Annotated in this window: 20 protein-coding genes; 8 read left to right on the top strand and 12 right to left on the bottom strand. The window is 47.8% G+C overall.

The window, feature by feature from the left end:
• Positions 1 to 57 precede the first annotated feature (57 nt).
• Positions 58 to 672 (bottom strand): DUF1449 domain-containing protein, encoded by a 615-nt coding sequence (locus tag ACXAH1_RS09435; protein WP_475196267.1) that lies wholly within the window; start codon positions 670 to 672, stop codon positions 58 to 60.
• A 423-nt stretch (positions 673 to 1,095) separates the two neighbouring features.
• Between ACXAH1_RS09435 and ACXAH1_RS09430 the strand changes: the two genes are divergently transcribed.
• The gene (locus tag ACXAH1_RS09430; protein WP_475196265.1) at positions 1,096 to 2,799 is read left to right on the top strand and encodes a DUF4153 domain-containing protein; all 1,704 of its coding nucleotides are present in this window, start codon (positions 1,096 to 1,098) and stop codon (positions 2,797 to 2,799) included.
• Here the strand turns inward: ACXAH1_RS09430 and ACXAH1_RS09425 are convergent.
• Genes ACXAH1_RS09425 through ACXAH1_RS09410 form a run of 4 tightly spaced genes read right to left on the bottom strand, consistent with a single transcriptional unit; the run spans position 2,796 to position 7,001 of the window.
• Positions 2,796 to 3,380: a GNAT family N-acetyltransferase gene (locus ACXAH1_RS09425; protein ID WP_475196264.1), complete on the bottom strand. Its 585-nt coding sequence runs from the start codon at positions 3,378 to 3,380 to the stop codon at positions 2,796 to 2,798. The two genes, ACXAH1_RS09430 and ACXAH1_RS09425, sit on opposite strands and share 4 nt — an antisense overlap.
• A 24-nt stretch (positions 3,381 to 3,404) precedes the next feature.
• Positions 3,405 to 4,484, bottom strand: coding sequence for a tetratricopeptide repeat protein (locus ACXAH1_RS09420; protein WP_475196263.1), 1,080 nt, complete (start codon positions 4,482 to 4,484; stop codon positions 3,405 to 3,407).
• Positions 4,481 to 6,502 (bottom strand): DUF3857 domain-containing protein, encoded by a 2,022-nt coding sequence (locus tag ACXAH1_RS09415; protein WP_475196262.1) that lies wholly within the window; start codon positions 6,500 to 6,502, stop codon positions 4,481 to 4,483. The genes ACXAH1_RS09420 and ACXAH1_RS09415 overlap by 4 nt, the downstream gene beginning before the upstream one ends.
• Positions 6,503 to 6,530: 28 nt before the next feature.
• Positions 6,531 to 7,001, bottom strand: coding sequence for a CreA family protein (locus tag ACXAH1_RS09410; protein ID WP_253047086.1), 471 nt, complete (start codon positions 6,999 to 7,001; stop codon positions 6,531 to 6,533).
• 147 nt (positions 7,002 to 7,148) lie between these two features.
• Here ACXAH1_RS09410 and ACXAH1_RS09405 point away from each other — a divergent pair, with 147 nt between their 5' ends.
• Together ACXAH1_RS09405 and ACXAH1_RS09400 are read left to right on the top strand one after the other, a co-directional pair.
• A complete protein-coding gene (locus tag ACXAH1_RS09405; RefSeq protein ID WP_475196260.1) occupies positions 7,149 to 8,111 on the top strand; it encodes an endonuclease/exonuclease/phosphatase family protein in 963 nt (320 codons plus the stop codon).
• 282 nt (positions 8,112 to 8,393) lie between these two features.
• Positions 8,394 to 9,569 (top strand): right-handed parallel beta-helix repeat-containing protein, encoded by a 1,176-nt coding sequence (locus ACXAH1_RS09400; protein WP_475196258.1) that lies wholly within the window; start codon positions 8,394 to 8,396, stop codon positions 9,567 to 9,569.
• A 56-nt stretch (positions 9,570 to 9,625) separates the two neighbouring features.
• Here the strand turns inward: ACXAH1_RS09400 and ACXAH1_RS09395 are convergent, their stop codons facing one another.
• From ACXAH1_RS09395 to ACXAH1_RS09380, 4 genes are all read right to left on the bottom strand, one after another.
• Positions 9,626 to 10,936 carry a peptidoglycan DD-metalloendopeptidase family protein gene (locus ACXAH1_RS09395; RefSeq protein ID WP_475196256.1) on the bottom strand — a complete coding sequence of 437 codons (1,311 nt, stop codon included), beginning with the start codon at positions 10,934 to 10,936 and terminating at the stop codon, positions 9,626 to 9,628.
• Between the two features lie 3 nt (positions 10,937 to 10,939).
• The gene (locus ACXAH1_RS09390) at positions 10,940 to 12,322 is read right to left on the bottom strand and encodes a peptidoglycan DD-metalloendopeptidase family protein (RefSeq protein ID WP_475196254.1); all 1,383 of its coding nucleotides are present in this window, start codon (positions 12,320 to 12,322) and stop codon (positions 10,940 to 10,942) included.
• A 1-nt stretch (position 12,323) separates the two neighbouring features.
• The gene (locus ACXAH1_RS09385) at positions 12,324 to 12,704 is read right to left on the bottom strand and encodes a BlaI/MecI/CopY family transcriptional regulator (RefSeq protein WP_475196253.1); all 381 of its coding nucleotides are present in this window, start codon (positions 12,702 to 12,704) and stop codon (positions 12,324 to 12,326) included.
• A 102-nt stretch (positions 12,705 to 12,806) separates the two neighbouring features.
• Complete coding sequence (locus tag ACXAH1_RS09380; RefSeq protein WP_475196251.1) at positions 12,807 to 13,901, bottom strand: helix-turn-helix domain-containing protein; 1,095 nt, start codon at positions 13,899 to 13,901, stop codon at positions 12,807 to 12,809.
• Between the two features lie 213 nt (positions 13,902 to 14,114).
• On the opposite strand from ACXAH1_RS09380, the gene ACXAH1_RS09375 reads away from it, so the two are divergent.
• From ACXAH1_RS09375 to ACXAH1_RS09365, 3 genes are all read left to right on the top strand, one after another.
• On the top strand, positions 14,115 to 14,960 hold the full coding sequence (locus tag ACXAH1_RS09375; protein WP_475196249.1) for a DUF2306 domain-containing protein: 846 nt from the start codon (positions 14,115 to 14,117) through the stop codon (positions 14,958 to 14,960).
• 186 nt (positions 14,961 to 15,146) lie between these two features.
• The gene (locus ACXAH1_RS09370; protein WP_475196373.1) at positions 15,147 to 16,787 is read left to right on the top strand and encodes a Na/Pi cotransporter family protein; all 1,641 of its coding nucleotides are present in this window, start codon (positions 15,147 to 15,149) and stop codon (positions 16,785 to 16,787) included.
• Positions 16,788 to 16,841: 54 nt separating this feature from the next.
• Complete coding sequence (locus tag ACXAH1_RS09365; RefSeq protein WP_475196248.1) at positions 16,842 to 17,885, top strand: DUF21 domain-containing protein; 1,044 nt, start codon at positions 16,842 to 16,844, stop codon at positions 17,883 to 17,885.
• Between the two features lie 213 nt (positions 17,886 to 18,098).
• Here the strand turns inward: ACXAH1_RS09365 and ACXAH1_RS09360 are convergent, their stop codons facing one another.
• Positions 18,099 to 20,603 carry a serine protease gene (locus ACXAH1_RS09360; RefSeq protein ID WP_475196247.1) on the bottom strand — a complete coding sequence of 835 codons (2,505 nt, stop codon included), beginning with the start codon at positions 20,601 to 20,603 and terminating at the stop codon, positions 18,099 to 18,101.
• 118 nt (positions 20,604 to 20,721) lie between these two features.
• On the opposite strand from ACXAH1_RS09360, the gene ACXAH1_RS09355 reads away from it, so the two are divergent.
• Positions 20,722 to 20,958, top strand: coding sequence for a hypothetical protein (locus ACXAH1_RS09355; protein WP_475196246.1), 237 nt, complete (start codon positions 20,722 to 20,724; stop codon positions 20,956 to 20,958).
• A 90-nt stretch (positions 20,959 to 21,048) separates the two neighbouring features.
• Here ACXAH1_RS09355 and ACXAH1_RS09350 read toward each other — a convergent pair whose 3' ends face one another.
• Positions 21,049 to 21,678: a YiaD family glycine zipper/OmpA-like lipoprotein gene (locus ACXAH1_RS09350; protein ID WP_475196244.1), complete on the bottom strand. Its 630-nt coding sequence runs from the start codon at positions 21,676 to 21,678 to the stop codon at positions 21,049 to 21,051.
• A 254-nt stretch (positions 21,679 to 21,932) separates the two neighbouring features.
• Here ACXAH1_RS09350 and aroQ point away from each other — a divergent pair, with 254 nt between their 5' ends.
• Positions 21,933 to 23,135, top strand: a complete 1,203-nt coding sequence (aroQ, locus tag ACXAH1_RS09345) for a gamma subclass chorismate mutase AroQ (protein WP_475196243.1) — start codon at positions 21,933 to 21,935, stop codon at positions 23,133 to 23,135.
• A gap of 219 nt (positions 23,136 to 23,354) precedes the next feature.
• Here the strand turns inward: aroQ and ACXAH1_RS09340 are convergent, their stop codons facing one another.
• Positions 23,355 to 25,256, bottom strand: a complete 1,902-nt coding sequence (locus tag ACXAH1_RS09340) for a S9 family peptidase (protein WP_475196242.1) — start codon at positions 25,254 to 25,256, stop codon at positions 23,355 to 23,357.
• Between the last annotated feature and the right edge of the window lie 80 nt (positions 25,257 to 25,336).

Here is a 25,336-nt window from a genome sequence, read left to right as displayed (position 1 = left end):
ATAAGTTTTATAAGTTATTCCCGGGGCGCTTATCCGGCGCCATTTAAAGTTGAGCCATCACCAGGGGTTGGTGACGATTGTATAGCTATGGGTTGTTGCGTTGTGTTCAATCAGCAGTGCTTTATCACCCTGAGTAAACGTATTTTCTTCATCACATCTGACTTCGACTAACTGCTCACTTCCCTCATGGGACACGCGCGCCTGGCCAAATGTTGCGGTGACTTTTCCGGTAGCAATCACACATTCCAGTCCGACTAACGCATCTTTACTGCTTGTTTGCTGACTTTCAAATAAGCCACGCAGAGGTCGCACGGCAGCTGCAGCCAACGGCAATGCCACGAACAGGCTACCCAGCATAAATGCGCCGCCAATCAGGTAAAACATCACACCATCGCCAAGCAGGTACGCAAATAGTTTTTGAGCGTAAAAGCTAACCACCCAACTCAGTGCAACGATTAAACTGATCGACACAGTTAATGGCACGCCGCCAAAGCCCATTTGCCATAACGAGCCGCCGTCAGCACCGCCCTCAACTTCGATATCGGCATCGCCGTCGAGCATATCGGGGTCGGCAAAGCCTGCCAAAGAAATCAGCCAAAACAGCAGTACTATCAGCAGTAATGTAGAGTAGACCACTGTGGGAAAAGTGAAGGCCGTGTTTAAAAAGTCCATATTTCCTCCTTACACGGGCAATTATTGCGTTTATAAAAACGAAAGAAGCATAGCGCGGTAATGGCAATCATAACACCTGCTAAACGCCAGCTTGGTAAACAAACGTAAAAAGCGCCGCTTTGAATAGCCAAATAACCACAGGTGAGACTGGGGTAGCATATGCCCAAATACAAACAGCATACCTAACCATGGGAAGATTCTTTCGCACCATTTAAGTTAGAGTCTTCAGGCACTTATTTGACAGGTTCAAACATCAATGATGTCTGTTTACCACACAGTCAATCTGCCACAGCAAGACATAATATGTCAAACTCTTTGTTGCATAATTCAGAGATTTGACTCGCTCCTATACTTCTTTTACTTGCATTTCAGCCCTGTTAAGTTTAAATGGCAGGAACAAGGAACTGATATTAAGAGACACGTATGGAACCATTACCGGCTAGCCGTAAATTGCTATTGGTCGCACTGCTGCAAAGCTTTTTTCTGATCATCCTGCATCAATCTGTCGACTTCGAATTTTGGCCCGGACAATCACCGCACTGGCTGTTTGCCGCCTATTCGTTGGTTATATTTCTGCCCTCAACTCTGATTTTCTCAAGCTTTACTCAACTTAGAGACTCGTTTTATATCCAGCTGGGGGTCTATGCACTGATATTCACTCTGTGTGGCTTTTATCTGGGCAGCCAGCTGCTTCCTGAACGCGCGTCTTTGCCTTCTCAGGCCTGGCCTTACCCACTGATCGTATTTTTGGCCTCGGTATTACTGGTGCCATGGATAACCCAAAACAGTCGTGCAAACTGGTTGCCCGGCTACGATATGTTAAGCGCCTCGCTGGGCCGCTTTTTATTGGTTTTTGCTGCGGCGCAATTATTTACGCTGTCTGTACTGATGTTGTTGATGTTGTGGGCCAGTTTGTTTGAAGTCATTGAAATCGGGTTTTTCACCGATTTGTTCTCTGAGCCCTGGTTTTTCTACCCAGCCATCGCACTAAGCCAGGCCATTGGGGTTATCCAGGCGCGCAGTCGCAGCAATTTCGCCAATCAGCTGTTCGCCATTTGCCGAAACTTTGCCATCTTGCTTTTACCTGTGCTGGTCACTGTGGCCATGCTGTTTTTCGTGGCTGTGTTATTCAATGAGCTAGACACACTCTGGCACAACGGCGGAAGTAGCATGATCTTTGTGCTGGTCGGGGCCATTGTATTGTGCTTAAACCTGTCTGGAGACGCGTTAACTCAGCGCCGGTGGTATCGCCATTTCATTGCAATAGGTCTGCTCCTTTTGCCCTGCTATCTGGCACTTAGCGGCTGGGGGTTATATCTCAGAATTGATCAATACGGCCTAAGCCTGGCACGACTTTGGGCGGTGCTGATTGCAGGCGTTAGCATGGCTGTTTGTCTTGGTTATGTGTGGCAACTCGCCGCTCACAAGAGCGACTGGCACAAGCGATTGAGCGCAGTTAATCGACCGCTGACTTTGTGTCTGCTTGGACTGCTGATAACGACCCAAACGCCATTACTGGATTTTCGAGGTCTGAGTGTTAACTCTCAGATAAACCGCCTCAATGCAGGGATTACCCAGCCTGCGGACTTCGACCCTCGCTATCTGGTGAATGAGCTGGGACAAAAAGGACTGATTGCACTCGAATCGCTACAACATGAAGTCAGCGACGAGCATCTAAAGCGACGGATCCAAACTGCACTGACTCTGGAAACAAAACCACTAACGACGCAAACCTTATTGGATCTGATTGAAATGCCAGAGCACGATAAGCAGTCACTACCACAGAACTTAGTGACCGCTCTGGAGACTTTTGCCAGACACAACTCGCATTTGTTTGACGACGCCTCAGAGCTAATGCTGCGCACCATTGAGCTCGATAATACACCTGAGCCTGAATATTTGTTCATTGCCAAGACTCAGCGCAGAGTTGAGCTCAGGGTGTTCTACTTGGGCACTGTCAAAGGTGTGCAAGGCTGGCAAACGGGCTATCTGGATCAGAAAGTCTATGGTGAGCAGTCAGACGACCTGCTGGATGCCATCAAGTCAGGTAACTTTGATATTGTAGAGCCCAGATTTAAGGACATTCAGATTGGTGAGCATCGCTTTGAGCTTCACAGCCCGTTTTAACGGGCTGTGAGTTTCGCTTTAAGGTGGTTACGCACCGCAGGCCACTCAGAGGTCAAAATGGAATAAACGGCGGTATCACGAACAGAGCCATCCGCCAAAATTTGATGGCTTCTGAGCACGCCATCCAACTTGGCCCCTAAACGCTCGATTGCTCGTCGTGATGCGTGATTAAAAAAGTGCGTTTTAAATTCCAGTGACAACGCACCACATGTCTCAAACAAGTTTGCCATCAACAAAAGTTTAGCTTCCGTGTTGACCGGTGTACGCCTAACCGCTGCGCTATACCAGGTATAACCAATCGAAGCGCGTTTATGCTCGGGCTTAATGTCATAATAGCGGGTAGTACCAACAATGTGCCCGCTTGCTATCGATCTTACAACGAAGGTCACCTGATCATCTGCAACCTTACTTAACGCTTTTTCGACATACCCTTGCATCTGTTGGGGTGAAGGCACATTTGCATACCAGAGCTTCCAGCTTTGGCCATCCTCAACGGCTTCTTTAAGGTCATCAACATGCTCAAGAGCCAGGGGCTCAAGCCTGATGTACTGACCTTCCAGCGGCGTATTCTTAATCCACATTTTTCGACTCCTTTTCAATTTGGGTTAAAAATAGCCCAGCTTAAATTGAGCGTATTGCTCAGACTGAATAAACCCACTATCACCACTAAAATCTGCCAGTTCCTGCTCGGTAAATTGGATTTCAAAAGTCTTTTTAATAAAAGAAAGTAGCTCTGTCGAAAATTCATGCTCGCCTGAGAACAGAGAAACCTGTAGTAACATCAAGTATCCATAGGAGTGGGACGACGCACGATACAAAGCATCAAGCGCCAGGGCAAAGCCCTCCTGCTTACTCCCTTGACGAGCCTGTAAAACGGCCTCTTCCATTAAAATTGGCGCGCTACTACGTATCGCTTCAGGCACCTGCTCGTACTCAGACAATGCCTTTGCATACTCGTTGAGGTTGCTGTACAAATTTGCTCTTAGCAGGCCCTGGTACTCATGCTGGCTGTCCGATAAGAGACGATTGCAAAATGCTTGATACGCCTCTGCGTTGCAACGCTTAATAAATCGAAACAATGATTCATGTACGACCCCAAGCGTACGCACCTCTTCGGGCAAGGCCAGATAATGTTCCAGCGCTGACTGTGGATCATTATTCTCGATCTGCTCTTCGATTTTAGAAAGCGCATCATCGTAGCCTTTTTGTTCAATATGTTGCTTATATTCACCCAGATAATTAACGACACTGGAACGAAACACATGATTGTGGACATCCACCAGTTTCTTACCCTGCCTGGTCAGAACCAGGTCTACCAGAGCATAGCTGCCATTGTTATTTGAAAAGATATAATGGCTGTACCAGTAGTTCCCCTTTGCCTGACTGTGTGAGTATGCAACATGATCAAAACGACTTAAGCCCTTCAGCGCTGCAACCGTGACGATGGCGCTGTTCAGTGCAAACTCAGGATTGTCGATGCCTATCTCATTTTTGGCATAGGTTTCGCTGGCTTCTTTATCTATCAAGTCAAACAACATGCGGTCGTCGGGATCATTTAACACGTATTCCAACGTTTTATTTGCATCATAAATAGACTGGGTGTCGTTAAGTAGCACAGTTTTTTTGGTTGATGCACATCCGGACGTAATTAAGATCAGTAGCAATGTTCCAATTAAACGCATCATAATGGCTCTCCAACAAACTTCATCTTAGTCGTACGTTCCATCTGCTCCACGAAATCTCTGAATACGGTGTGATTAGGATTGGTCGTCACCTCGGATACCGAGCCACCAAATCCAGTGAACTTGCTGGCCTGCTTTAATTTGCTCAGATGAGCGGGTACCGCTTCAACCGGTACATATTCTGCGAGCGCTTCGTACTGGCCGTGAAAAGTCACGCGGCGGCGATCATATTCCATTGCGCTGTGAATGCGTACATACGGGTCTTCGAACGTTTTTTGATAAGCCAGGGAACTAAAATCAACGTCCATAGGCATCAGTAAAGTAACCCGTTGAGATGTTGTCATTGGGTAGACTTTTGCCAGCGGTTGTTTACGACGCACCGTCTGAGGTAGTTTGACGTGCTGGCTGACATTGCCTGCACCAAGATAAAATTCCACTGAGCCGGCGTCTCCTGATTGCCAAAAATCGGGCACCCAGTAGGACTCAACAACCGTGATCACGTTATCGCGGCGGTTATCCGAAAATGAAATGGGGGTTTTAACCTGAACCCCGGGATAAAACTGCGCGTAGTAATTCAGTGAGTGTTCCTGAAGTTGCTTCTTTTGCGAAGAAGCCAGCTGGTAACGCAGGCGCTCGGCCTGCCAACCATAATAGTGTGATTCAATGCGCCATTGCACTGGTGAAACATAATCGGGAGCAATGATCATTTCATTGATATCGATACCATGGCGTGTTGCTTTAACATCGACTTCTTTCAAAGCGCCTGATTGTGCATCGACTAACAAGGCACTGCCGTAATCGGGCTGATATAATGCGTTCAGACTGTTTCCCTGATAGCTTATTGTCGGGTCTACCCAATACTCCTGCCCGTTCAGGGTAAAATAAGTAATGACATGATTAAACGCGCTATGCGTCGGTAAAAACTCATTAATATAGTCTCGCTTTTCGGTAGATACCAATGCAGGTTGCGCTTCGATTTCGAGTGCCTGAAGCAGGGTATTCAGCAACAGGGTTTTATCTTTACAATCACCAAAGCGTTTCTCATAAACCTGATGTGGCATATTAGGCTGATGCGAGTTCACACCAAGCTCTAAGCCAAGATATCGGATTTCATCCTGAACAAACGTAATCGCCTGCTCAATAGCCTGTTCTTGAGGCAGTGCTTTTAGCTCATTGATATAAGCCTGTAACGGAGGGCTCAACTCTATATCCATTTTAAATAATTCCGCCGCCCAGGATTGTACTTCAAGCCAGGAGTTGAACTCAGTAAACTGAATATAAGGGAAAGGGCTAAACCAGCCAGGTAGTTCATTTTCGACGGTGTGCGCAATACTGTTCTCCACACGCACCGTGTAGGTTTGCATGGTATCGCTTTGTTGGTGTTGCACCTGGGCATTTGCGTCGCCGAACATTTTATACGCCACTTTTTTATCGCCGGGCAGTGTCAGTTTAAAGGTCAGTAAGTCCACCGCGACGCCCCACCCCAGATTATCGAAGTAACTGAAACGCTCTCCCAGGACCGGGTTTGTACCAGACAAGCTATAACTCACATCCAGTTCATCTCCAACTCGCACATCCTGAAGCAAAATCAGTGCATCAAACAAGCCTGAATACATGTTGTTTTGCTGATCATCTTCTGCATTGATCACTTTAATATCTTGCTGGTTTAGCTGATAAACTGCCTCACCTTCTCGCAGTATCGTGACGTTGTGAAATACCAGCTCCTGAAACGCAGGGTTAAACCGCACACGTACTGTGCTCCCTTCCTGCACCCCTGCTGCATCAGTAAATACATAGCGATTATGAGAAAAAGACGTCTGCTTTGTCACATCGTTCACCTGCTTGTCAACCAGCCGATAATGAAGTGGTTTATGCAGAGTATCTGGTAATTTCGCCAGAGCTTGCTTATCGGCCCAGTCAGGTGCAGGCATGATAGTCACATCCGGACGCTCACCCAATGCCCGGGCAGGGCTAATCCAAACCATCAAAACGATAGTCAGAGTGGTAAATAGCTGCTTCATAATACTCAACTTATTGTATTTTAATTAATTACTTCTGACCAACACGGTTTTCTGAATAGGCCTGAGTCCCCCACAGTGGCACGGTCGATAAGCTGTGCTTAAAACTCCCTGAGGTCTCTTTGGTTGTATATGACAGGTACATCAGAGTTTGATGCTCAGCATCATAAATCCGTCTGACCTTCATGGATTTGAAAAACACGCTTTTAGACTGTTTGAACACCACTTCACCAGATTTGCTCTTATCTATTTGCGCTATCATTTGCGGTGTAATCTCCCCGGTCTGACGACAAGCAATGGAGCTGTCGCTTGGGTCCGACAGACTAAGATCGGCTTCAATACTGGCGACGTGGCAAGTAACCCCGGTAACAACCGGGTCTGTCATGGAGTGCAACTTGATGTCTTTGAGTGTAAATAAACCAAGGGATACATCGCCGACTTCACTGTCTGAGCAGGCGCCCAGCAAGGTAATTAGAGGAAGCAACAGTAGTCTTTTTTTCATCATCTTTCCTGAGACGTGTGTGTTTCTAAAGTCTACCATTGTTGCACAAACCTGCTATCAAAAATATCACTCGGATTTAAATGTACTGGTATTTACCCAATACTGTTCTAACTTTATGAATCTATTCATCATAGCTCAAGGTAAACCATGGAACTGACAACCCTCTCAAAAGGCATTGCGAAAAAGCTCAAACTGCTCGTTGAACGTATTGAGCAAAGTGATATTCCGCCATCAATGCTGGACGAAACCCTAAACATCGCAACCTGGAATATTCGTGATTTTGGAAAGCGACCACGTAGTGAACTGGCGATTTCACTTATAGCGCGTACTTTGTATCAATTTGATTTAATTGCAATCACAGAGCTCAGAGATGACTTAACGGATTTTAAACGGGTGATGCGTCTGCTAGGGCCCGACTGGCAATTTGTGATCAGTGACTGGCAAAGTGACTTTGGTGGCAACTGGGAGCGCACCGCCTTTGTCTTTGACAAACGCATGGTGCAGTTTACCGGTCTGGCAGCCGAGGCGCAGCCCGACAGGCAGAAAATCGAGGGCCAATATATCAGCGAGCAATCCTGGTGGCGTGCGCCTTATATGGCTTCTTTCAAAGCGGGCAATTTTGATTTTATGATGCTGGCTATGCATGCGCGTTGGGGTACACGCCCCGGCCGGGAGCAAGAGCTTGCCAGCTTTGCTGAGTGGATCAAAAATCGCTGGATCGATAACGCAGATAGTGTATTTGATGAAGATCTCATTGTGGTCGGTGACTTTAACATACCCCGAATCGGTGACCGTTTTTATCAAGCACTTACCCACGCAAGTGGATTACAGATGCCGCTGGCTCTGGCCGATATCCATGACACCGCCGCAAGTGCCGGGAATAAGCGCTATGACCAGATTTTACACCGCGCCAGGCAAGCGTTTAGTTATGCCGATAAAGGCGGTGTGATTGACTTTGCCGCCGACGGTCTGATGGCTGCGTTATTTGACGATAGTGGCATTCCCGAGAGCAAATGGACCTATGAGTTGAGCGATCACTTTCCGCTTTGGGTGCAGATCAACACTAATAATGAGCTGGCCATACTGAACAGTATTATTCAGAGCGAGTAACAATACATTACCTGAACAATAGACAAGTATTTCATTTAATAGCACAATGCATTTTGACGAATGATACCCGTCTGCTTAATAGCGTTGTCAGCATTGAGGTGTGGAATACTGTCGATGGCGCAGTAAATTGTGCCAGTACCTGTTTACAGATAAAGTGCTGAACGCTGTATTGAGTTCTTTTGGCAGATCCCCCCCCAGACAGGCAGGATATTAACGCACTGTGTTATGGTATTTTCGTTAACCAATTATAAGTGTACCCATGACTTCAATAAGGAAGAAGCAATGAATAACACGAAAACCTTCACATTAACTCTGATCTCGGGCGCGCTGGCGCTATGTAACATCCCTCAGGTACTTGCTGGCGCACAATGTGATGTCGTCATTCCTTCAAGCCACCACTTAGTGGACGGTGACACACTCGGTATTGTTGCCGGCGATACGGTCTGTTTGGCAGCCGGTGAACGTGGCCCATTGCGCATTCGTAATGTGCATGGGGAAGCAGGCAAGCCCGTTTTGATCCGCAATGAAGATGGTACCGTCACAACGCGTCCATACGAGTATAGTATTGCCGTTGAGAAATCATCTCAATTGCGCATTACTGGTAGCCGCGATGAATCAGGATACGGTATGCGCCTTGGCGGTACGGTCGGAATTGGTGGACTGAGCGAGTATATTGAGATAGATAACCTTGAAATTTATCGCGCACGGTTTGCCGGATTGTTGATTAAAACCGATCCAACCTGTGACCCGGCTACCTGGCAGGAAAATTTCACTATGCGTGGGCTGCGCGTTCACCACAACTATATTCATGACACTGAAACAGGCGAAGGTATGTACATCGGCTATACAGGGAAGAGCCGCAAGCTGGAGTGTGATGGTGTTGCAACCACAGTCTATCCTCATAAGTTGACCGATGTAGATATTTACAACAATACTCTGGAAAACATTGGTGCCGATGGTATTCAGCTCAACTCGGTGGCAGGCGATGCGACAATCCGCAATAACAAGATCTACCGTACCGGCGTCAGCCCGTTTGACCCTAAATATCAGAATACCGGCATTCAGGTTGGTGGTGACCATGTAGCGGTGACGGGTAACCTGATCTATCGCAGCGGTGGTAACGGTATGATGCTAGATGGTGATGGTCTGACAATCCATGATAACCGCATTCTGTATGCCGGTGAAAATGGTATTTTTGCTCGTAACCCAGCCCAGCAGGACAGCACAATTACCGGTGGTGACGCACATGTATACAGTGAAAACCTGATAGTCCATCCAGGCAGTTATGGCATCAAATTGTATGCAACGAACACGCAAACCCCGAACCTGATCAAAGAAAATACCGTCGAGAACCATGGTCAGGTTGATGCAGCCAACCGCCCGATGACTTATTCTTATCTGAACAATAACGTGCTCAGACAAGAGCTGAACAATCGCCATTACGTGGTTGAGCAATAATCTATCTGTTCCTCTGAGTAGAGCATGTCCCATGCTCTACTTTGTTAAAGTCACAATTAGTCCGTGACAGAACTATTGGTAACGTATTGACCAAGTTCCGGGGTTTGATGAACCTTTGCGATCGCTTTTTGCAAACGGGCCAAGTCATCGCCTCTCAGGCGCTGCTGCTCAACATGTCTGAGCGACAACGGATTAATCGGTTTGCCATTTTTGTGCACCTCATAATGCAGGTGGCGAGCTTGCGACAATCCGGTGTTACCCAGATACCCAATCACCTCACCCTGTTTGACGCGAATACCCGGCTTCATGCCTTTTGCAACGCCTCTGAGATGTGCGTATAGGGTGTCATAGCCATTGGCATGACGGATCACCACTCGATTACCAAAACTGCCGCCCCACCCCGCTTTTTTTATGGTGCCATTACCCGCGGCAAAAATTGGCGTACCAACGGGTGCACCAAAATCCAGCCCCGCATGCAAGCGGGTATAGCCAAGAATAGGGTGTTTGCGATTGCCGAACTTAGATGACAAACGCGCGCCATTTAACGGTGTTTTAAGTAAAAAGCTCTGCGCAGGTCGGCCGTCAGCAAAGTAGAAGCCACTCAGGCCATTGCCCTCGTCATGATGATATACCGTCAAATCTTCACCCTGATTTTGTAGTCTGGCAAAGCGTAACTGACCAGGTTGCTCAAGCTTTTGGTGTAGCCCATCTTTGGCAACCAACACAGCCTTGTCAAACATCAGGGTAAGTACATCACCATGATGTATTTCACGCTGAAAATCGACAAAGTGGGAGAATACCGTGATCGCTTGGTTCACCACATCCAAAGGCACAGCATCATTTACAGATGACTCGTACAGGCTCTGAGTAATGGCGACATCATGAATAGCCTGAGCTGAATGAGTATCAAGCTCATACAGGCGCTTCTGCCATTCTCCTTCCATAGAAACACTCAGACGCTGCGTAAATCCGGTTGCCAACGTGACAGAACTCAGCTGACCCGCAGTCAGTCTGATTTTAACCTTTTGCCCAGCCGGAAGCTGGCTCAGATTTATCTCTGGCGCCATCAATTGCTGTAACTTAAGCGCCTGGCGCTCCTTCAGTCCGAAGGGTTTCAGCAAAGTAATAAATGACTGACCGACTGCAAGCGTCAGGATCTTGTGCTCGACCTCTGGTGCACTGTCACGCTCAAGAGGTTGCACAGTCACGGTTCGATCGGTGGTGATTTGCAATGCGCCGGGTTTGGCTTGTGCAATAACCGACGTACATGCTGGCTCATTTTGTTCTCTAACCTGTTGAGGTAATTCAGACACAAGTGTGCTTAGCACCATACCCACAGGTATGGCGATCATCAGATGGTACTTCATAATTTAGTCCTTTGAAAATATGCTCAGCGGGTCAAGGCGCTCTCCGTCGGCCAGTATTTCCAGATGCAGATGTGCTCCTGTAACACGGCCACTGTCGCCCAAAGTACCAACAACCTCTCCGGCTGAGACCCAGTCACCTGATGACACCGAAATACTATCCAGATGAGCATATAAGCTTTGATAGCCATTGCTATGCTGGATAAGCACAGTTTTGCCATAGTTTGCAGCCAGGCTGGTGTCATCTGCGACCAGCACCTTGCCGGTGGCCAGCGCACCCAGCGGGGTACCTTTTGCGGCCACCAAGTCGAGTCCGCCGTGGGGTTTATGATTGCGAAAAGCCGACACATGACCAAAGTGAGCACTGATTTCATAGTCACTCATCGGCCACTGCCAGTTCGGTGCCTGAGGGCTAAGCAAAGGCTTAATCTGGTAAGAGATAAACGCGCTAAACACGCCTACCAGTAGGACATTTACAATGACAAAGCGGTGCCGCGCTTTAACCGGCTTCATTATTTGCACCAGCCGGCTCTTATAGTCTGCCAGCGACAGTGCCTCTGATGCAAATCCCGCTACAGCGTTTGGCGTTTTGTGTAATGTGCTGTGCTTCAGTGCATCCAGCAAAGTCGCCGCATACTGCTGGCGGCTAATGCCATAGTGCTTTATGGTCTGGGCATCACAGCGCGCTTCCATGGCATTGATAAATGCCGACTCCATTTTGCCAATAGCCGGATTGAACCAAAACAAACATCTCACTAACTGCCACCCCATAATGGCAATATGGTCTTTGTGGGCAAGGTGCGTGACCTCATGCAACAGCAAGGTCTGCTGTTTGTGCAGAGGTAAAGTAGTGAAATACCGGGGCATGACAATCACTGGCTTACGCACGCCGGTTGCAAACGCCGTGCAATTAAGCGGTAATACGTAAACAGGCACCTGCCGACCATTAACACGCGATAAAGGTGCAAGTGATTCATAAAGGCTCGCCTGAAGTGGCTCAGCACTGGCCATTAAAGCGCGCAAACTGGCAAGCCTGTTAAGCAACTGCGCTCCGTTTCTGATACTTTGCATTGCAACCAGCAATATCAGTGTAATAAACACCCACAGCCAGTTCCATTCGTATTCAGAATCCAGTAATAGTTCAGTGCTTAATTGCAACTTTCCCGTCTGTTCACCAAAGTCATGAAGTATCACAGGGATCGTTCCGTTTAGCGTCATATCTGGCAGCGGTATGAAGGGCACAAAACTCAGGGCCAGCAAAGCCCACCATAAACCGGGAGATGCCGGGTGATAGCGAGTTAAAAAACGGCCAACCTTTACCAGGGCAGCACTCACAATACACCATAGTAGCAGTGACCCTAAGACTACAAATAACGTTGCCAAAGTCATACTACTGTCCTCGTTTATCCAGCTCAGACAAAGATTCCAGCAGATGCTCTAATTCGTCTAACTCCTGTGACTCGATCAGGCGACTGTCGGCAAACATGGCTACCGGCAACGGTCCATCCAGTTCAAGTACATTTTTGGCAAATTCCTGTGCATAGGCTGCCAGTGTGGGCACTTTTTCTACCCTGGCTGTGTAGGATTTTTTATTGCCTTGCTCTCCGATGCCCAGCAGGCCTTTATCACCCATGCGTTCCAGGGTTTTACGTGTTGAGGAGTAAGACCAATTGAATCGTTTTGCGATAGCATCGTGAATTTCTTTGGCGGTGCGAGGCTCCTGTTGCCACAGCAGTTTAAGGATTTCTAATTCAGTGGTATTGGGTTTCATATTGTGCTGTTTTTCTTTTTATGTGACATATGTCGCACTTTAACAACAAAAAAAGTGCGACACAAGTCGCACCTCGATTAATATACCTTAAATAATACCTATTTACTGAAAAGTCGCGGCGTGTTCATTTTTCTGCACCTGTTTGCGATATTGATTTGGAGTCGTCCCAGTCACGGATTTAAAGGCTCTGGTAAAAGGTCCAACTGAAGCAAACCCACTTTCCAGCCCGATCACCAGTACCGGCCAATGTTGATTTTCAGGGTCCTGCAACAGTTTTTGTGCATGCTCGATTCGCAGCCGATTGATATACTGGTTAAAGTTAGCTTCTTTTAGTTGCGGTTTAAGTGCACGGCTCACCCTGTACTCTGGCACATCAAGCGCTCTGGCCAAATCAGCAACTTTCAGGTTAGGTTGCAGATAGTACTGCTCCTCATGAATAAGCCTGTTAAGCGTATCAAGTAGCGGGCCACCGTCGTCGCTACAATTTACCGATTCTGTATTAGATACGGCACGAGACTCTGACACTGAACCAGATTGACCGTGATTTCCGGATAAACCAAAGCGCCACAACAACTGAACTTGCGTGCTAACAAGAACAAACAGGGTAATGATTGAGATAGTCCAGTCTTTTAACTCCGGCGATTGAATAAAGTAAGGCTGCATCGATTTGCTCACCCCTACAGCCAGACCAAAGGTGGCCAAAAATAACATGCGCTGTGCCTTTTCCGTTCTGGTGCTATCATTAAAGCCCCTACATCCCTCCCAGAAAGTCAGCACCAATACGCAAGATGAAAGCAAAGTTGTGAGTTCAGACAGTACGCCGGTCAATATAGTGAAACGGCTCTCGACAAACAACCATTGCGCATTGGCAAATAAGTAACCTTGCTTAATCACCACCAGCAACGCAATGACTACAGCCAGAGCGATGTGGACCAACCCAATCGGTTGGTGTTTACGAAACATACAGCGGGCCAGCAACCAATAGCAGTTACACGTTGCGCACGCTCCCATGCCGATGAGATATTGGTAGGCACCGACCGAATGGCCAGTAATTTTCTTCGCGGCAATCATCGCCAGCGAACCACAAAATACAGCGAACAGTATATGTGCCGTTTGTTTGTGTTTGATACTGAGTTGCATCAATAAGCAAGTCAGGCAGGTTGCCAGTGCCAAATAATGAAAAGATACCAGGGTCATAAATGAAGTACTCAATGTGATGCGCTATGGTGATCATAATTACTTCACCCAGATGCTTCAATGTGCGGTTGTAAGAAAACATTACAAAGCGCATATTTAAACTTCGACAAAAATAGTCAAAACCATGTGCCGACTTTCAAATACGGTGCGACGACTCACGAATAACATGCCACATTAGCACTTAAATCAAACAGTTAAATTGTGGTGATTAACATGCTAACCTTATTAAAAGAACAGATCGTGCCGTCACTTTCGGCAGATAACGCCCTTCAGGGATCCCTCAAAACCTGGATTGTGATCGCGCTTCTCGGCCAGTGGGCCTTCGCGATTTATATTCTCAGTCTTTACGCACTTCCTTTGCTCATTGGGGCAGCAGAACAAGCCGACAAAGTTTCTCCGACTCAGGGGTTTGACAGTACAGGCAGTTTTAACTCTTTTATGTTTTTTGGCCATATCATTCCAGCTGCGTTTATGGCTATCAGTGGTATTTTCCAGCTGTCTCCCGGTGTGCGCAAAAAGTACCCTCGTTTTCATCGGTACAATGGCCGAATGTTTTTGTTTTTTGGTTTATGTGGAGCGCTGACTGGTTTGTATCTTTCCTGGGGAGTGGGTATCCGCCTCAGTGACATAGGTGCACTAGGTGTCACACTCAATGGCCTGTTGATACCCGTATTTATCCTGCTCGCCTGGCGCAGTGCGGTAAATAAACAGTTTGCGGCGCACCAGCGCTGGGCCGTTCACAGTTTCATTCTGGTTAACGGCGTCTGGGCATTTCGTCTGTTTCTGATGGGCTGGTATGTGATCAACCAGGGCCCCAATGGTAACACCCGTAATCTGGATGGCCCTGCGGATATTACCTTGTCGTTTCTGTGTTACCTGTTACCCATGTTCATTGCCGAGCTCTATTTCTGGGCCAAAAAACGCCGCACAGACACAGCTAAATGGCTCGCTACGGGTGCCATCAGCATCGCCGCTGTCATTACATTGATTGGCGTGGGCGCCGCGACCATGATGATGTGGAGCCCCCGAGTCATGATGATTTTCAATACTCTGTTCTGACAACCAGCTTAAACCGGGTAACTTGACTTTACCCGGTTCAACTTATATCCCTAAATACATGTGATCATTTAAAAAGTTGACCTCCAACAATGACCCTTTTATCAATCGTGGTACTTTTGATGGAGGTAAAATTAGGTGGCCAGCTCGTGCCTTACGCACCATGCCACCGCCATGGGATTGAGTATGATGGATACACTGCAACTGATAGGTAGCCTTCTTGGCGGCCTTGGAATTTTTCTCGTTGCCATAGGCATGATGACTGACGGCCTGAAACTTGCCGCAGGATCATCGCTACGTAAAGTACTGGCCACCTGGACCAAAACCCCACAACGTGGCATTGCCTCAGGCTTTTGCATGACCGCACTGGTGCAATCGTCCAGCGCGGTAACCGTTGCCTCGCTGGGCTTTGTTAATGCGGGCCTGATTACTATGCATCAGGCACTGGGCATCGTCTATGGTGCCAATGTCGGCACAACCATCACTGGCTGGCTGGTTGCCGCAGTTGGGTTTAAATTCAATATTCAGGCCATTGCCCTGCCACTGATTGGCATAGGCGCACTAATGAAATTGCTGCGCCCGCAGTCTCGGCTGGCATCTGCCGGCCTGGCGCTGGTTGGCTTTGGCTTGTTTTTCATCGGCATCGATATTCTTAAAGGCGCGTTTGAACATGTCGTCGCCACTTTTGATCTGAGCCAGTTCACCGCCGAAGGACTGACCGGCATGTTGACGTTTTTGCTGGTTGGCATTGTGATGACCACTCTGACGCAGTCATCCAGCGCGTCCATCGCGCTGACCATTACGGCGGCAGCCAGTGGCATGATTGGCCTGTATGCAGCCGGCGCAATGGTGATAGGTGCAAACATTGGCACTACCTCTACTTCAATACTCGCTGCCATTGGGGCCACATCCAACGCCAAACGCGTCGCCGCGGCACAGGTTATATTTAACGCGCTCACCGCTGTGGTGGCCTTTGCCATTTTACCTGTGCTGTTTTATCTGATCACCGAGATCACTGGCTTTTTCAATCTGACCACCGATCCGGCGCTGTCACTGGCGCTGTTCCATACTCTGTTTAACGTGCTGGGCGTGGTGCTGATCTTTCCACTCAATAACCGCCTGGCGGGCTTTTTAATGAAGCGCTTTTGCAGCGCCGAAGAAACCGCCGCCCGGCCGCGATTTTTGGATAAAACCATTGCCCAGACACCAGCACTGGCCACCAATGCGCTGCTGCTCGAAACCAAATTAGTGGCCGATAAAATACTGGCACAGTACGAAAAGTCCCGTCAGCCTCTGGATGCTCTGGCCATTGAGCAAGCGATCCAGACCATTCAGAAGCTCTGTCAGCACATTAGCAACTTTATTGTTAGCGTGGAGCAGTCGGCACTGTCGGAAGAAACCACTGGTCTGCTGGCAAAGCTGATGCGCGTTGAACACTACCTGATCACCTGTAGTCACTGTGTTGAAAAGCTAGCTCATTTGCAGCCACAAAAGCAACTGGCCGAACATCCTGAATTGCACGCCCAGCTTCAGGAATATCAATCGCAGCTGGGGCATTTTATGAAAACCAGCCTGACGGCCGAGTCGATGAGTGAAAGCACCTTAACCGCCGCACTTGAACAACTACAACAGCTGCATGACGACGTTAAGGACGATTTGATCCTTGCCGGTACCAATGCGACCCTGCCAATCGACAATATGGTGGTCAACATCAATGGCCTGTCCGATCTGTGGCAGCTGACACAGCAATGGCAAAAAGCCATGTTATTGTTATATTTGATAGAAGCGCAATTGAGCCCGCAGCAAGGCACCAGCAGTACGGGAGCTTAAGTCATCCCCCGGCGGAGCACTGCCTGGCAAACGTCACAATAAAAGGAGCAAGGCATGGCATCATTTTGGGGAGATTATGCGGCTTGGGCAGGCATTGTCTTTTGCCTGTCTCAGTCGGCGATGTTTTCTGGGCTGAACCTGGCATTTTTTAGTCTCAGCCGATTACGCCTTGAGGTTGAAGTTGCCCAGGGTAACCCGGCGGCGAGAACCATCTTGGCGCTACGCGAGGATTCTAATTTTCTGCTGACGACCATTTTGTGGGGCAATGTCAGCATCAATGTGTTGCTCACTTTATTATCAGACTCTGTGATGGCCGGTATGGTGGCGTTTGTGTTTTCCACCGTGTTTATCACCTTGTTTGGTGAGATTGTACCGCAAGCCTACTTCAGTCGTAACGCCATGCGCATGGGCGCGCTGCTGGCGCCCGTACTCAAGTTTTATCAGTGGCTGCTCTATCCGGTTGCCAAACCTTCGGCCGTGTTACTCGACAGCTGGCTCGGCAAAGAAGGCATTAACTACTTTCGCGAAACCGACCTGAAAAGCGTAATAGAGAAGCACATTGAGGCGGAAGAAGCCGAAGTCGACAGACTCGAAGGCATAGGCGCGGTTAACTTTCTGACCATAGACGATACCCTGGTGTCTCAGGAAGGCGAGCTTATCGACCCGCGCTCTGTCATTACGCTGCCCAGCAAGGTCGACTTTCCCATTCTCCCCGAAGTCCAGCGCAGTAGCGATGACCCATTTTTACAACAGATAAATGCCAGCGGGCATAAATGGGTGATCCTGGCCAACGAAGCCCGCCAGCCTTTACTGGTGATGGACGCCGATGGCCTGCTGCGCGCTGCGCTGTTTAATACAGAGCAGCCCTTTGAGCCCTATGAATTTTGCTTCAGGCCCCTGATCATCCACAGTAACGACATGAACCTGGGCGATGTGCTTAAACATCTTAAATCTGCCGAATCTCTGGACCCGGACCACGACGGCGACATTGAAGTCGACGTGGTGCTGGTCTGGACCGAACAACCCCGCATCATCACCGGGGCTGATATTCTTGGTCGTTTATTAAAAGGCACCGGAGAAGTGGCAACACAGACTTAAATTGAGCCAGCTACAAGGTGTCACTACCTGTCTTAACCTCTGTTGGTCAGTGCTGATGCGACCCAAGACAACTATAAACGTTAATTTGCAACTTGATGCCCAGTCCAGCCATTGCATGCAATCAACAGAGTGCTTTCAAACAAAAAACACCACCATCACTGTCATGATGGTGGTGTTTTCATTTTCACAGGGAAAAATAAATTTCCTTAAAGGCTAGTGCTTTCTGCGACGGGTGAACAACACCAAAGACATCAGCATCAGCGCGAATGAGCCAACTGAACCACTGTCTTTTTCTGGCTGCTTAACTGTCACTTTGATGCTTTCCGTTGATGATGCACCCAAGGAATCAGTGACGGTAACGGCAAACTCAAGTACTTCGTCCTGATTGACTGAAGGTGCCGAAACGCTCAGTTTAGTATCGCTACTCGATACACTGACACTTTTGCCAGATACCTGCTCCCAGCTATATGTTAACGTATCTCCTTCAGGATCGACTGAAATCGCGTTCAGTTCAATGTTCTCGCCCGATGTCACCGAAGTAGACTCAGCTGTTAATGTAATCTGAGGTGCCTGGTTTTCAACAATCGCAACAGCGACTCGTCGTCTTGATTCTCCACCCAACTCATCTTCTACAACGAGTTCATAAATAAAAGTTTTCCCAATATCCGCTTTATCAGCCTTGAGCTTTACAATGGCTGTCTCGCCAACATTTATTGGTTCCCCCCCTGTGCGTCTCAACCAGGTGAAAGATAAGGCATCGCCTTCAGGATCTGTGGTGCCACTTGCATCTAAGGTAAAGTCAAAGCCGCCTCTTACATTGAGTTTCGTTTGGGCAACCTTAAGCACCGGGAGCTTGTTTTCGTCTATAGTGACGGAAACGCTTTGTTTAGAGGTTGCACCATATTCGTCGGTGGCTGTTACCTGATAAGTACGAGTCTGCGTTTCGCTTACAGCAGGCGCGATAGCGTTAAATACCTCGTCTGTACTCAATACCACCTCAGGTGCCGTCATGTCCGTCCAGGCCAGGGTATAGCTGTCTCCTTCGGGGTCCATTGTACCCGTTGCATTAAAGTTGATGCTCATCCCACTTCTTACCCTGAAGCTGGTTTGTGCCAGTTTGATAGACGGGCTCAGGTTTTCACGCATTTTGACGTTGAATGCTTTCAGTGCAACGTTATCAGTACCTTCACTAACTGAAGCATCTTTAACGTATTCAAATACCACTGTGTTGAGTCCAGGATTGAGATCAAACGATGCTTTGTCATAAGCGAAGTACTGACCTGAACTCTTTAAGACTCGCTCACCGTTAATGTAAACACTGAAAAAGTCATAAGCATACTCCGATGACAATAGGTATTCGAAATCAATACCCAATGCTAAACCATGGTCAATTTCAGCGATCAAGACTGACTTTTGAGACGACTCAGTCAGGTTGGGGTTTTCTTCTTGATCTGATATGTCACCACTGATTAAAAGTGGTATTTTGGTGCTCCCCTCAGCATCATCTTCGCCGAGCAACCAAGGTACATCACCGCCAGTGTACCACTGTGTTGTGGGCTCAGAAGACATATGCGTATTAATATCGGCATCGCTTGCAGGCACTTTCATATAATTAAAGGTGCTGCTTCTCGATGCAATGTCCTGACTTGCGAGCTCCGCGACCAAGGTGAACTGGCCTTCTGTGGTACTGTCTGATGGCATTACTGACACATGACATTGCTGACCTGGCTCTACCAGCTCTGCTGTACAATTTTCTGCACCAATAAACATTCCGGCAGCGTGGTCTGTGAGCTGAAAACCTGTAATTTGCACTGGGTATTGCGACTTGTTCTTTAAGCTAACAGACACGGTGGCACCCGGTTTATCCGCAATCATTGTCTCTGCAAATTCAAACCCTACATAATGCTGATTTAGATTTACCCAGGTGTTTAGCATGGCGACATCAGCGTATACACCCGGCTTGTTTGGGGCAGCACATCCTTCTCCCCAGCTGACAACTCCTACCTGAAACCACTGATTGTTCCGGTTGACGATGAGGGGGCCACCACTATCCCCCTGACAAGAGTCTTTGCCACCTTCATCAAAGCCGGCACAAATCATATTTTCAGAAATACCGCCATTGTAGTGCTCAGCGTCATTACAGACGTCGTTTGAGATATAGGGTACATCCACTTCATGCAATTGCTCTGGCGATGGGCCACCCGAGTGCAATGCCCCCCACCCCATGACTTTAAAGGTCTCACCCACGACATAACTGTCTTTAAGCGTTTCATCAGCCAGCTGGATTGGCTCGATCCCCGGAACTGGCTTCTCTAGGGTCAGTATCGCAATGTCATTGTTATATGTGTAGGTATCATGATACCGCTCATGCATTACGATATCGGTCACTTTATAAACCTCCCATTGGCTCTCAACAGTGAGGTCATGACCGCCAAATTTGACCGAAAAGTCACTGATACTCCAAGCCTCAACACAGTGTGCTGCGGTCAGCACTTTATTCGGTGCGATTAAAGAGGAGCCGCAATGATGACCACCGTAAAGCTGCAGACTGCCCATAAAAGGGTAAGCAAATGGTGTAGTTTCTCCACCACCAACGATACGAACATCATTCATTGCGCCACGCAGTTTTAGTGGCTGCTTTTCCTTATTAGCAGCAACCCCACTGAATGTTGCTGACGCTAACGTGACTAGGAGTAATTTTTTTAATGTTGATTCCATGCAGTTTTCCTGTTTTCCTGGTTTGAAACTTCTTATTACTTAAAGTCTGTCTTTCGATAAACTATCACAAAAAGTTCCTAAATCTAACACAAAAGTCCCCCATTTTAACACAAACTATATGCGCGAACTCGTGTTAGGTCAGAAAAAAACCAAAACACAAAATACGAATGCAATGACACTGACAAAAGGCGGTGGGATCGTAGATGCCTGGGTGTACGAAGACTTGGGCTCTGAAACAGGATATAACAATGGCCATCCACACAATGCGTTCGTTTTAACTTGCTATCACGAACCTTTTACTGGCGATTCCTGGATCCGCTATGGCGTGATCCGGGTAGATTACGCCGTCGAGTAATGTTACGAACCTGAGCCCAGTCTGGCAGCTGGGCTTTACCCTGATGGAAACTTACCACGCATCTCTCAAAGCTCGCAGCCCCTTCGCGTTTTATGACGCTCGATTCGGAATGATGTTAATCTCTACTCTGCGATTTTGTGCTCTGCCCTGCTCAGTATCATTGCTGGCAATAGGTTGAGACTCCCCTGCACCTTGAGTGTATATACGGTCAGGGTGTATCTGAAGGGGCAATAGCGACTGTTTCACACTGTTGGCACGCTGTTCAGAGAGTACCTGGTTAAACCCCGCAGCGCCTGTTGAGTCAGTATGACCAATAATGGATAGCAAGGTCTTGTCGTATTTGTGCATTACCCGAGCAATTCCTGCCAGTGTTTTTTGAAACCCGGGGTTAATAACTGACTGACCTGTAGCAAAGGTGATATTTGAGGGCAACACCAGGCGTATTTGCTCGCCCTCTCTGACTACTTGTACCCCCGAGCCCTCTAGCGCATCATTAAATGCAGCCTCCTGTTCGTCCATATAGTTTCCAATTGCCGCACCGGCAATGGCCCCCACAGCTGCGCCAATGACAACACGCTTATCCTTGTGATTACCAGTTGCTTTTCCTAGCACTGCGCCTGCCGCTGCACCTATCGTTGCACCTTTACCTGCGTTGTTCATTTCACATCCAGATAATGCGATTATTACGCCACCGCCTAGCAGTATTTTATTTATTCTCATGTTCATTCCTGACCCACCTTTATTGTGCGCATTATCACAACAATAAGTTAACTCGTGCTGAAGCGGTGGTGAGCAGAAGTACAAATCGCATTTTCGCAGAATCGTATCCTGGTATCTGTTTATATATTGCATAATAACCATTGAACGACGACGCAGCATAATGAGGTTTGCTGGCCAAAACATGCTTTTCGAGACAGAGAGTAAGGGTTTTGCTAGGATGTTGCCTTTGCCTGCATAACCACTGGAAAAAGCCTTTGAAATTGCTATTTGTATCTCGCCTGACTGCATCATTAACGCTGCTATTTACGCTTACAGGTCAAGCCGCCCCTGTCTATGTTCAGGCAGGGCCCGGGAGCTTTAATCACGCAGCATTAGATTTGCTTGAAAGCCGTCATGATAATGCTTACCATCGTCTGTATTCCGGTACACCGGAAAATACCTATGCCGCAGCAATTACGGAAACGGCCTGGGCTTTCAGTGCGTTGGCCAATTCAACCATCAATGGACAGCTGGTCCCAGCCATTGTTAATGCGATGCGCAACTACAAGGTCACCGAACTCAGCGCGGCGGTTCGCATGCCCATTGAAATGTGTGTCTTTGGCGTAGACCAGGCAAGCCCAATAACACATGTGGCTTCTCACCCTGCCGCCCTGAAACAAATTGGTCAATGGCTTAACACACATCAACTACAAACCATTCCCGTGCCCAAAGGCACCAACGAAGCAGCCCGCTTGCTGGCACAAGGCCTGTTTGAACACGGAACTGTGGCCGTGGGCAGTTGCGCACTTAATTCGGTCTACCCTGAGCTGACCCTGCGCGAAGTAGGTATTCAGGACAACGCAGACAACCACACATTATTTGCACTGATGAAGATGGAAACAAGGCCTGAGCAAATCAGCGAGGACGAAGCGCGTTCAGCTTTGGCACAAGTCGTTGAGCAGGCCAATACACAGATAAAAACACGGACCGACTCTGCCAAAATGCTGTTCTCACATATCAACCAGCGTCTTGCTCAGATGCAGAGCGTGGCACTGTTTAAAGCACACAAGCACAGACCCATTGAAGATTTATCTCGTGAAGCCGTGGTGCTTTCAAATGCGCTGGAACAAGCTCGCCAGCAATGTCTGGACACGGCCAGCGTGGAAGCATTTTTCCAGGCACAAATGGACGCAGCCAAGGCAATTCAGTACAGATACCGGGCGCAATGGCTTGCTGAGGGTGTGCCTGATAAAGGCGCCGATCTCGTTAAACTGAGAAACACACTAAACCAGTTAGGCGCGGCTATACTTGAAGTACTGACTCATCACCTTGCCCGGCATGGCAACCTCACCCCGGAACTGGGGCCTGTGTTTTATGGCGAGCTGGTTACCGCCAACCTCACCAAAAGCGATAAACGAAAGCTCTATGATGCACTGCAAAACGTGCGCAGAATTGAGAACTGTCAGGCAGCGAACTAATACCAATTTTACTTAATACTTGCTCAATTTGAAGGAGCCAATATGACGCTAACGGTGTTAAAAATTTCTCATTTAGACTAACTAAATAGCAAAATTTTTGCCTTGTTATCGACCATATTTTCTCGCCTCAAAATAGAACACTTAATTAAGTAAATTGGTATATCCTGAAAGCGATTTTATCTTCTACAGGCCCGATTAACGGGCCTGTAGTGGGGCTAATTAAAGTGTATCATCCAGCCATTTGAAGAATTCACGCTGCCAGACAATGCCATTTTGTGGTGACAGGACCCAATGGTTTTCTTCCGGGAAGTAGAGGAAACGACTTTTCAGACCACGTAACTTTGCAGCCTGGAATGCCTGGATCCCTTGTTCCAGCGGTACACGGTAGTCTTTACCGCCGTGAATAACAAACATAGGGGCATCCCACTTATCTACATGGCTGATTGGGTTAAATGCACCGTAAGTTAAGTCGGTCGCGGCATTTTTATCCCAGTATGCACCTCCAAATTCGTGATTAACGAAGAACACTTCTTCAGTACTGCCGTACATGCTGCGCAAATCAAAAATACCGCAGTGTGCAATAAACGACTTGAAACGACCCTCGTGATTACCGGCTAAATAAAATGCCGAGTAGCCACCAAAGCTGGCGCCCACCGCAGCAATGCGCTTTTTATCTACATAAGGCGCTTTTGCTACTTCATCAATGGCATCAAGATAATCCTGCATTACTTTACCACCCCAGTCCTGGGTGATGTCTTCATTCCATTTAACACCATGACCCGGCATGCCACGGCGGTTTGGCGCAACCACAATATAACCTTGCGACGCCATCACCTGAAAATTCCAGCGGAAAGAGTAAAACTGCGACAGCGCCGACTGCGGGCCACCTTGCAGATACAGTAAAGTCGGGTATTTCTTGGATTCATCAAAGTTTGGTGGATAGATAACCCAGGTCAGCATATCCTGGCCATCTTTTGTCTTAACCATTTGTTTTTTAACCGTTGGCAGATCCAGACCCGCATAAAACGCGTCATTCACTTTGGTCAATGCGGTTAGCTTTTCGCTCTTCAGATCAAAACGATAGATTTCTTTCGCTTGATTCATGCTGTTGCGCGTTACCACTAGCTGCTTATCCAGTGCCGCTACAATGCCGTTAACATCGAACTGACCTTTGGTGAGTTGTTTTATGGCTGGTCTGGCTTTAGGGTTGGTGGTTACTGAAACCCTGAATAGCTGAATGGTGCCATCGGTTGGCGCCACAAAGTAGATATGCTTACCGTCGTGACTCCATTTAAAGCTGTTTACTGTGCCATCCCAGTGTCTGGTCAGGTTAATATCTCTATTTTTAACTCTGACGATGATATCATTTTTATCCGCTTCATACCCCGGTGTGGTCATTTGTAACCAGGCGAGGTGGCCTTTTGGCGAGAAAGCCGGATATTTGTCATAGCCTGGGTTATCTTTAGTCAGGTTTGTGGTCTGTTGACTTGCCAGGTTATAACGATAAATGTCGGTATTGGTGCTGGAAACATACTCAGCGCCAGTGAGCTTTTTGCTCACATAATAGATATTTTCGCCTTTAGGCCCCCAGATGTAGTCCTTAGCACCACCAAATGGTGAAGTCGGACTGTCAAAGGGCTTTCCTTTCATGATGTCGACTTTCTGCTCAGTTTTTAAATCCTGATAGAAAACATGCTTATAGCTACCATCTTTCCAGGTGTCCCAGTGACGATAGTTCAAATCGTCAAACACGTACGCATTTGCCTGAGTGAGCGCTTTGTGCCTGTCGCTTGCCAGTACTGCCTCTACTTCCACAACTTCGTGGAACAATTTTTTACTGCCATCAGGAGAGATCTTGTCGTCTGACAACAGTCCCTGATAGGCGTCTAAAAGCTGAGAGGCGCCCCCTCTTAACGGCACCTGATAGACCTTGCTGGCAAAATTATTCTGCTCGACACTGGGCATTGTCACTTTATAAATGACATGCGTTTTATCTTTGTTGAGCCCCAACGCACTGACACGTTTTACCTGCCAGAGTTTTTCCGGCGTCATCACCTCTTTGGCGGCAACACCGGTTGTTACTGCCAGCCCCAGACCAGCACATACAAGAATTCGCTTCATCGCGACACACCTCCCAAAATTGAATCCGCTGTAGACTACCTAAATCAGCAGAAACTTAAAAGGGATAGCGATAAGCGACA

Source organism: Pseudoalteromonas sp. AWH4_217, assembly GCF_056161105.1.
Note: the sequence above shows the minus strand (reverse complement) of the source record. Positions and strands in the feature narration are given on the sequence as shown.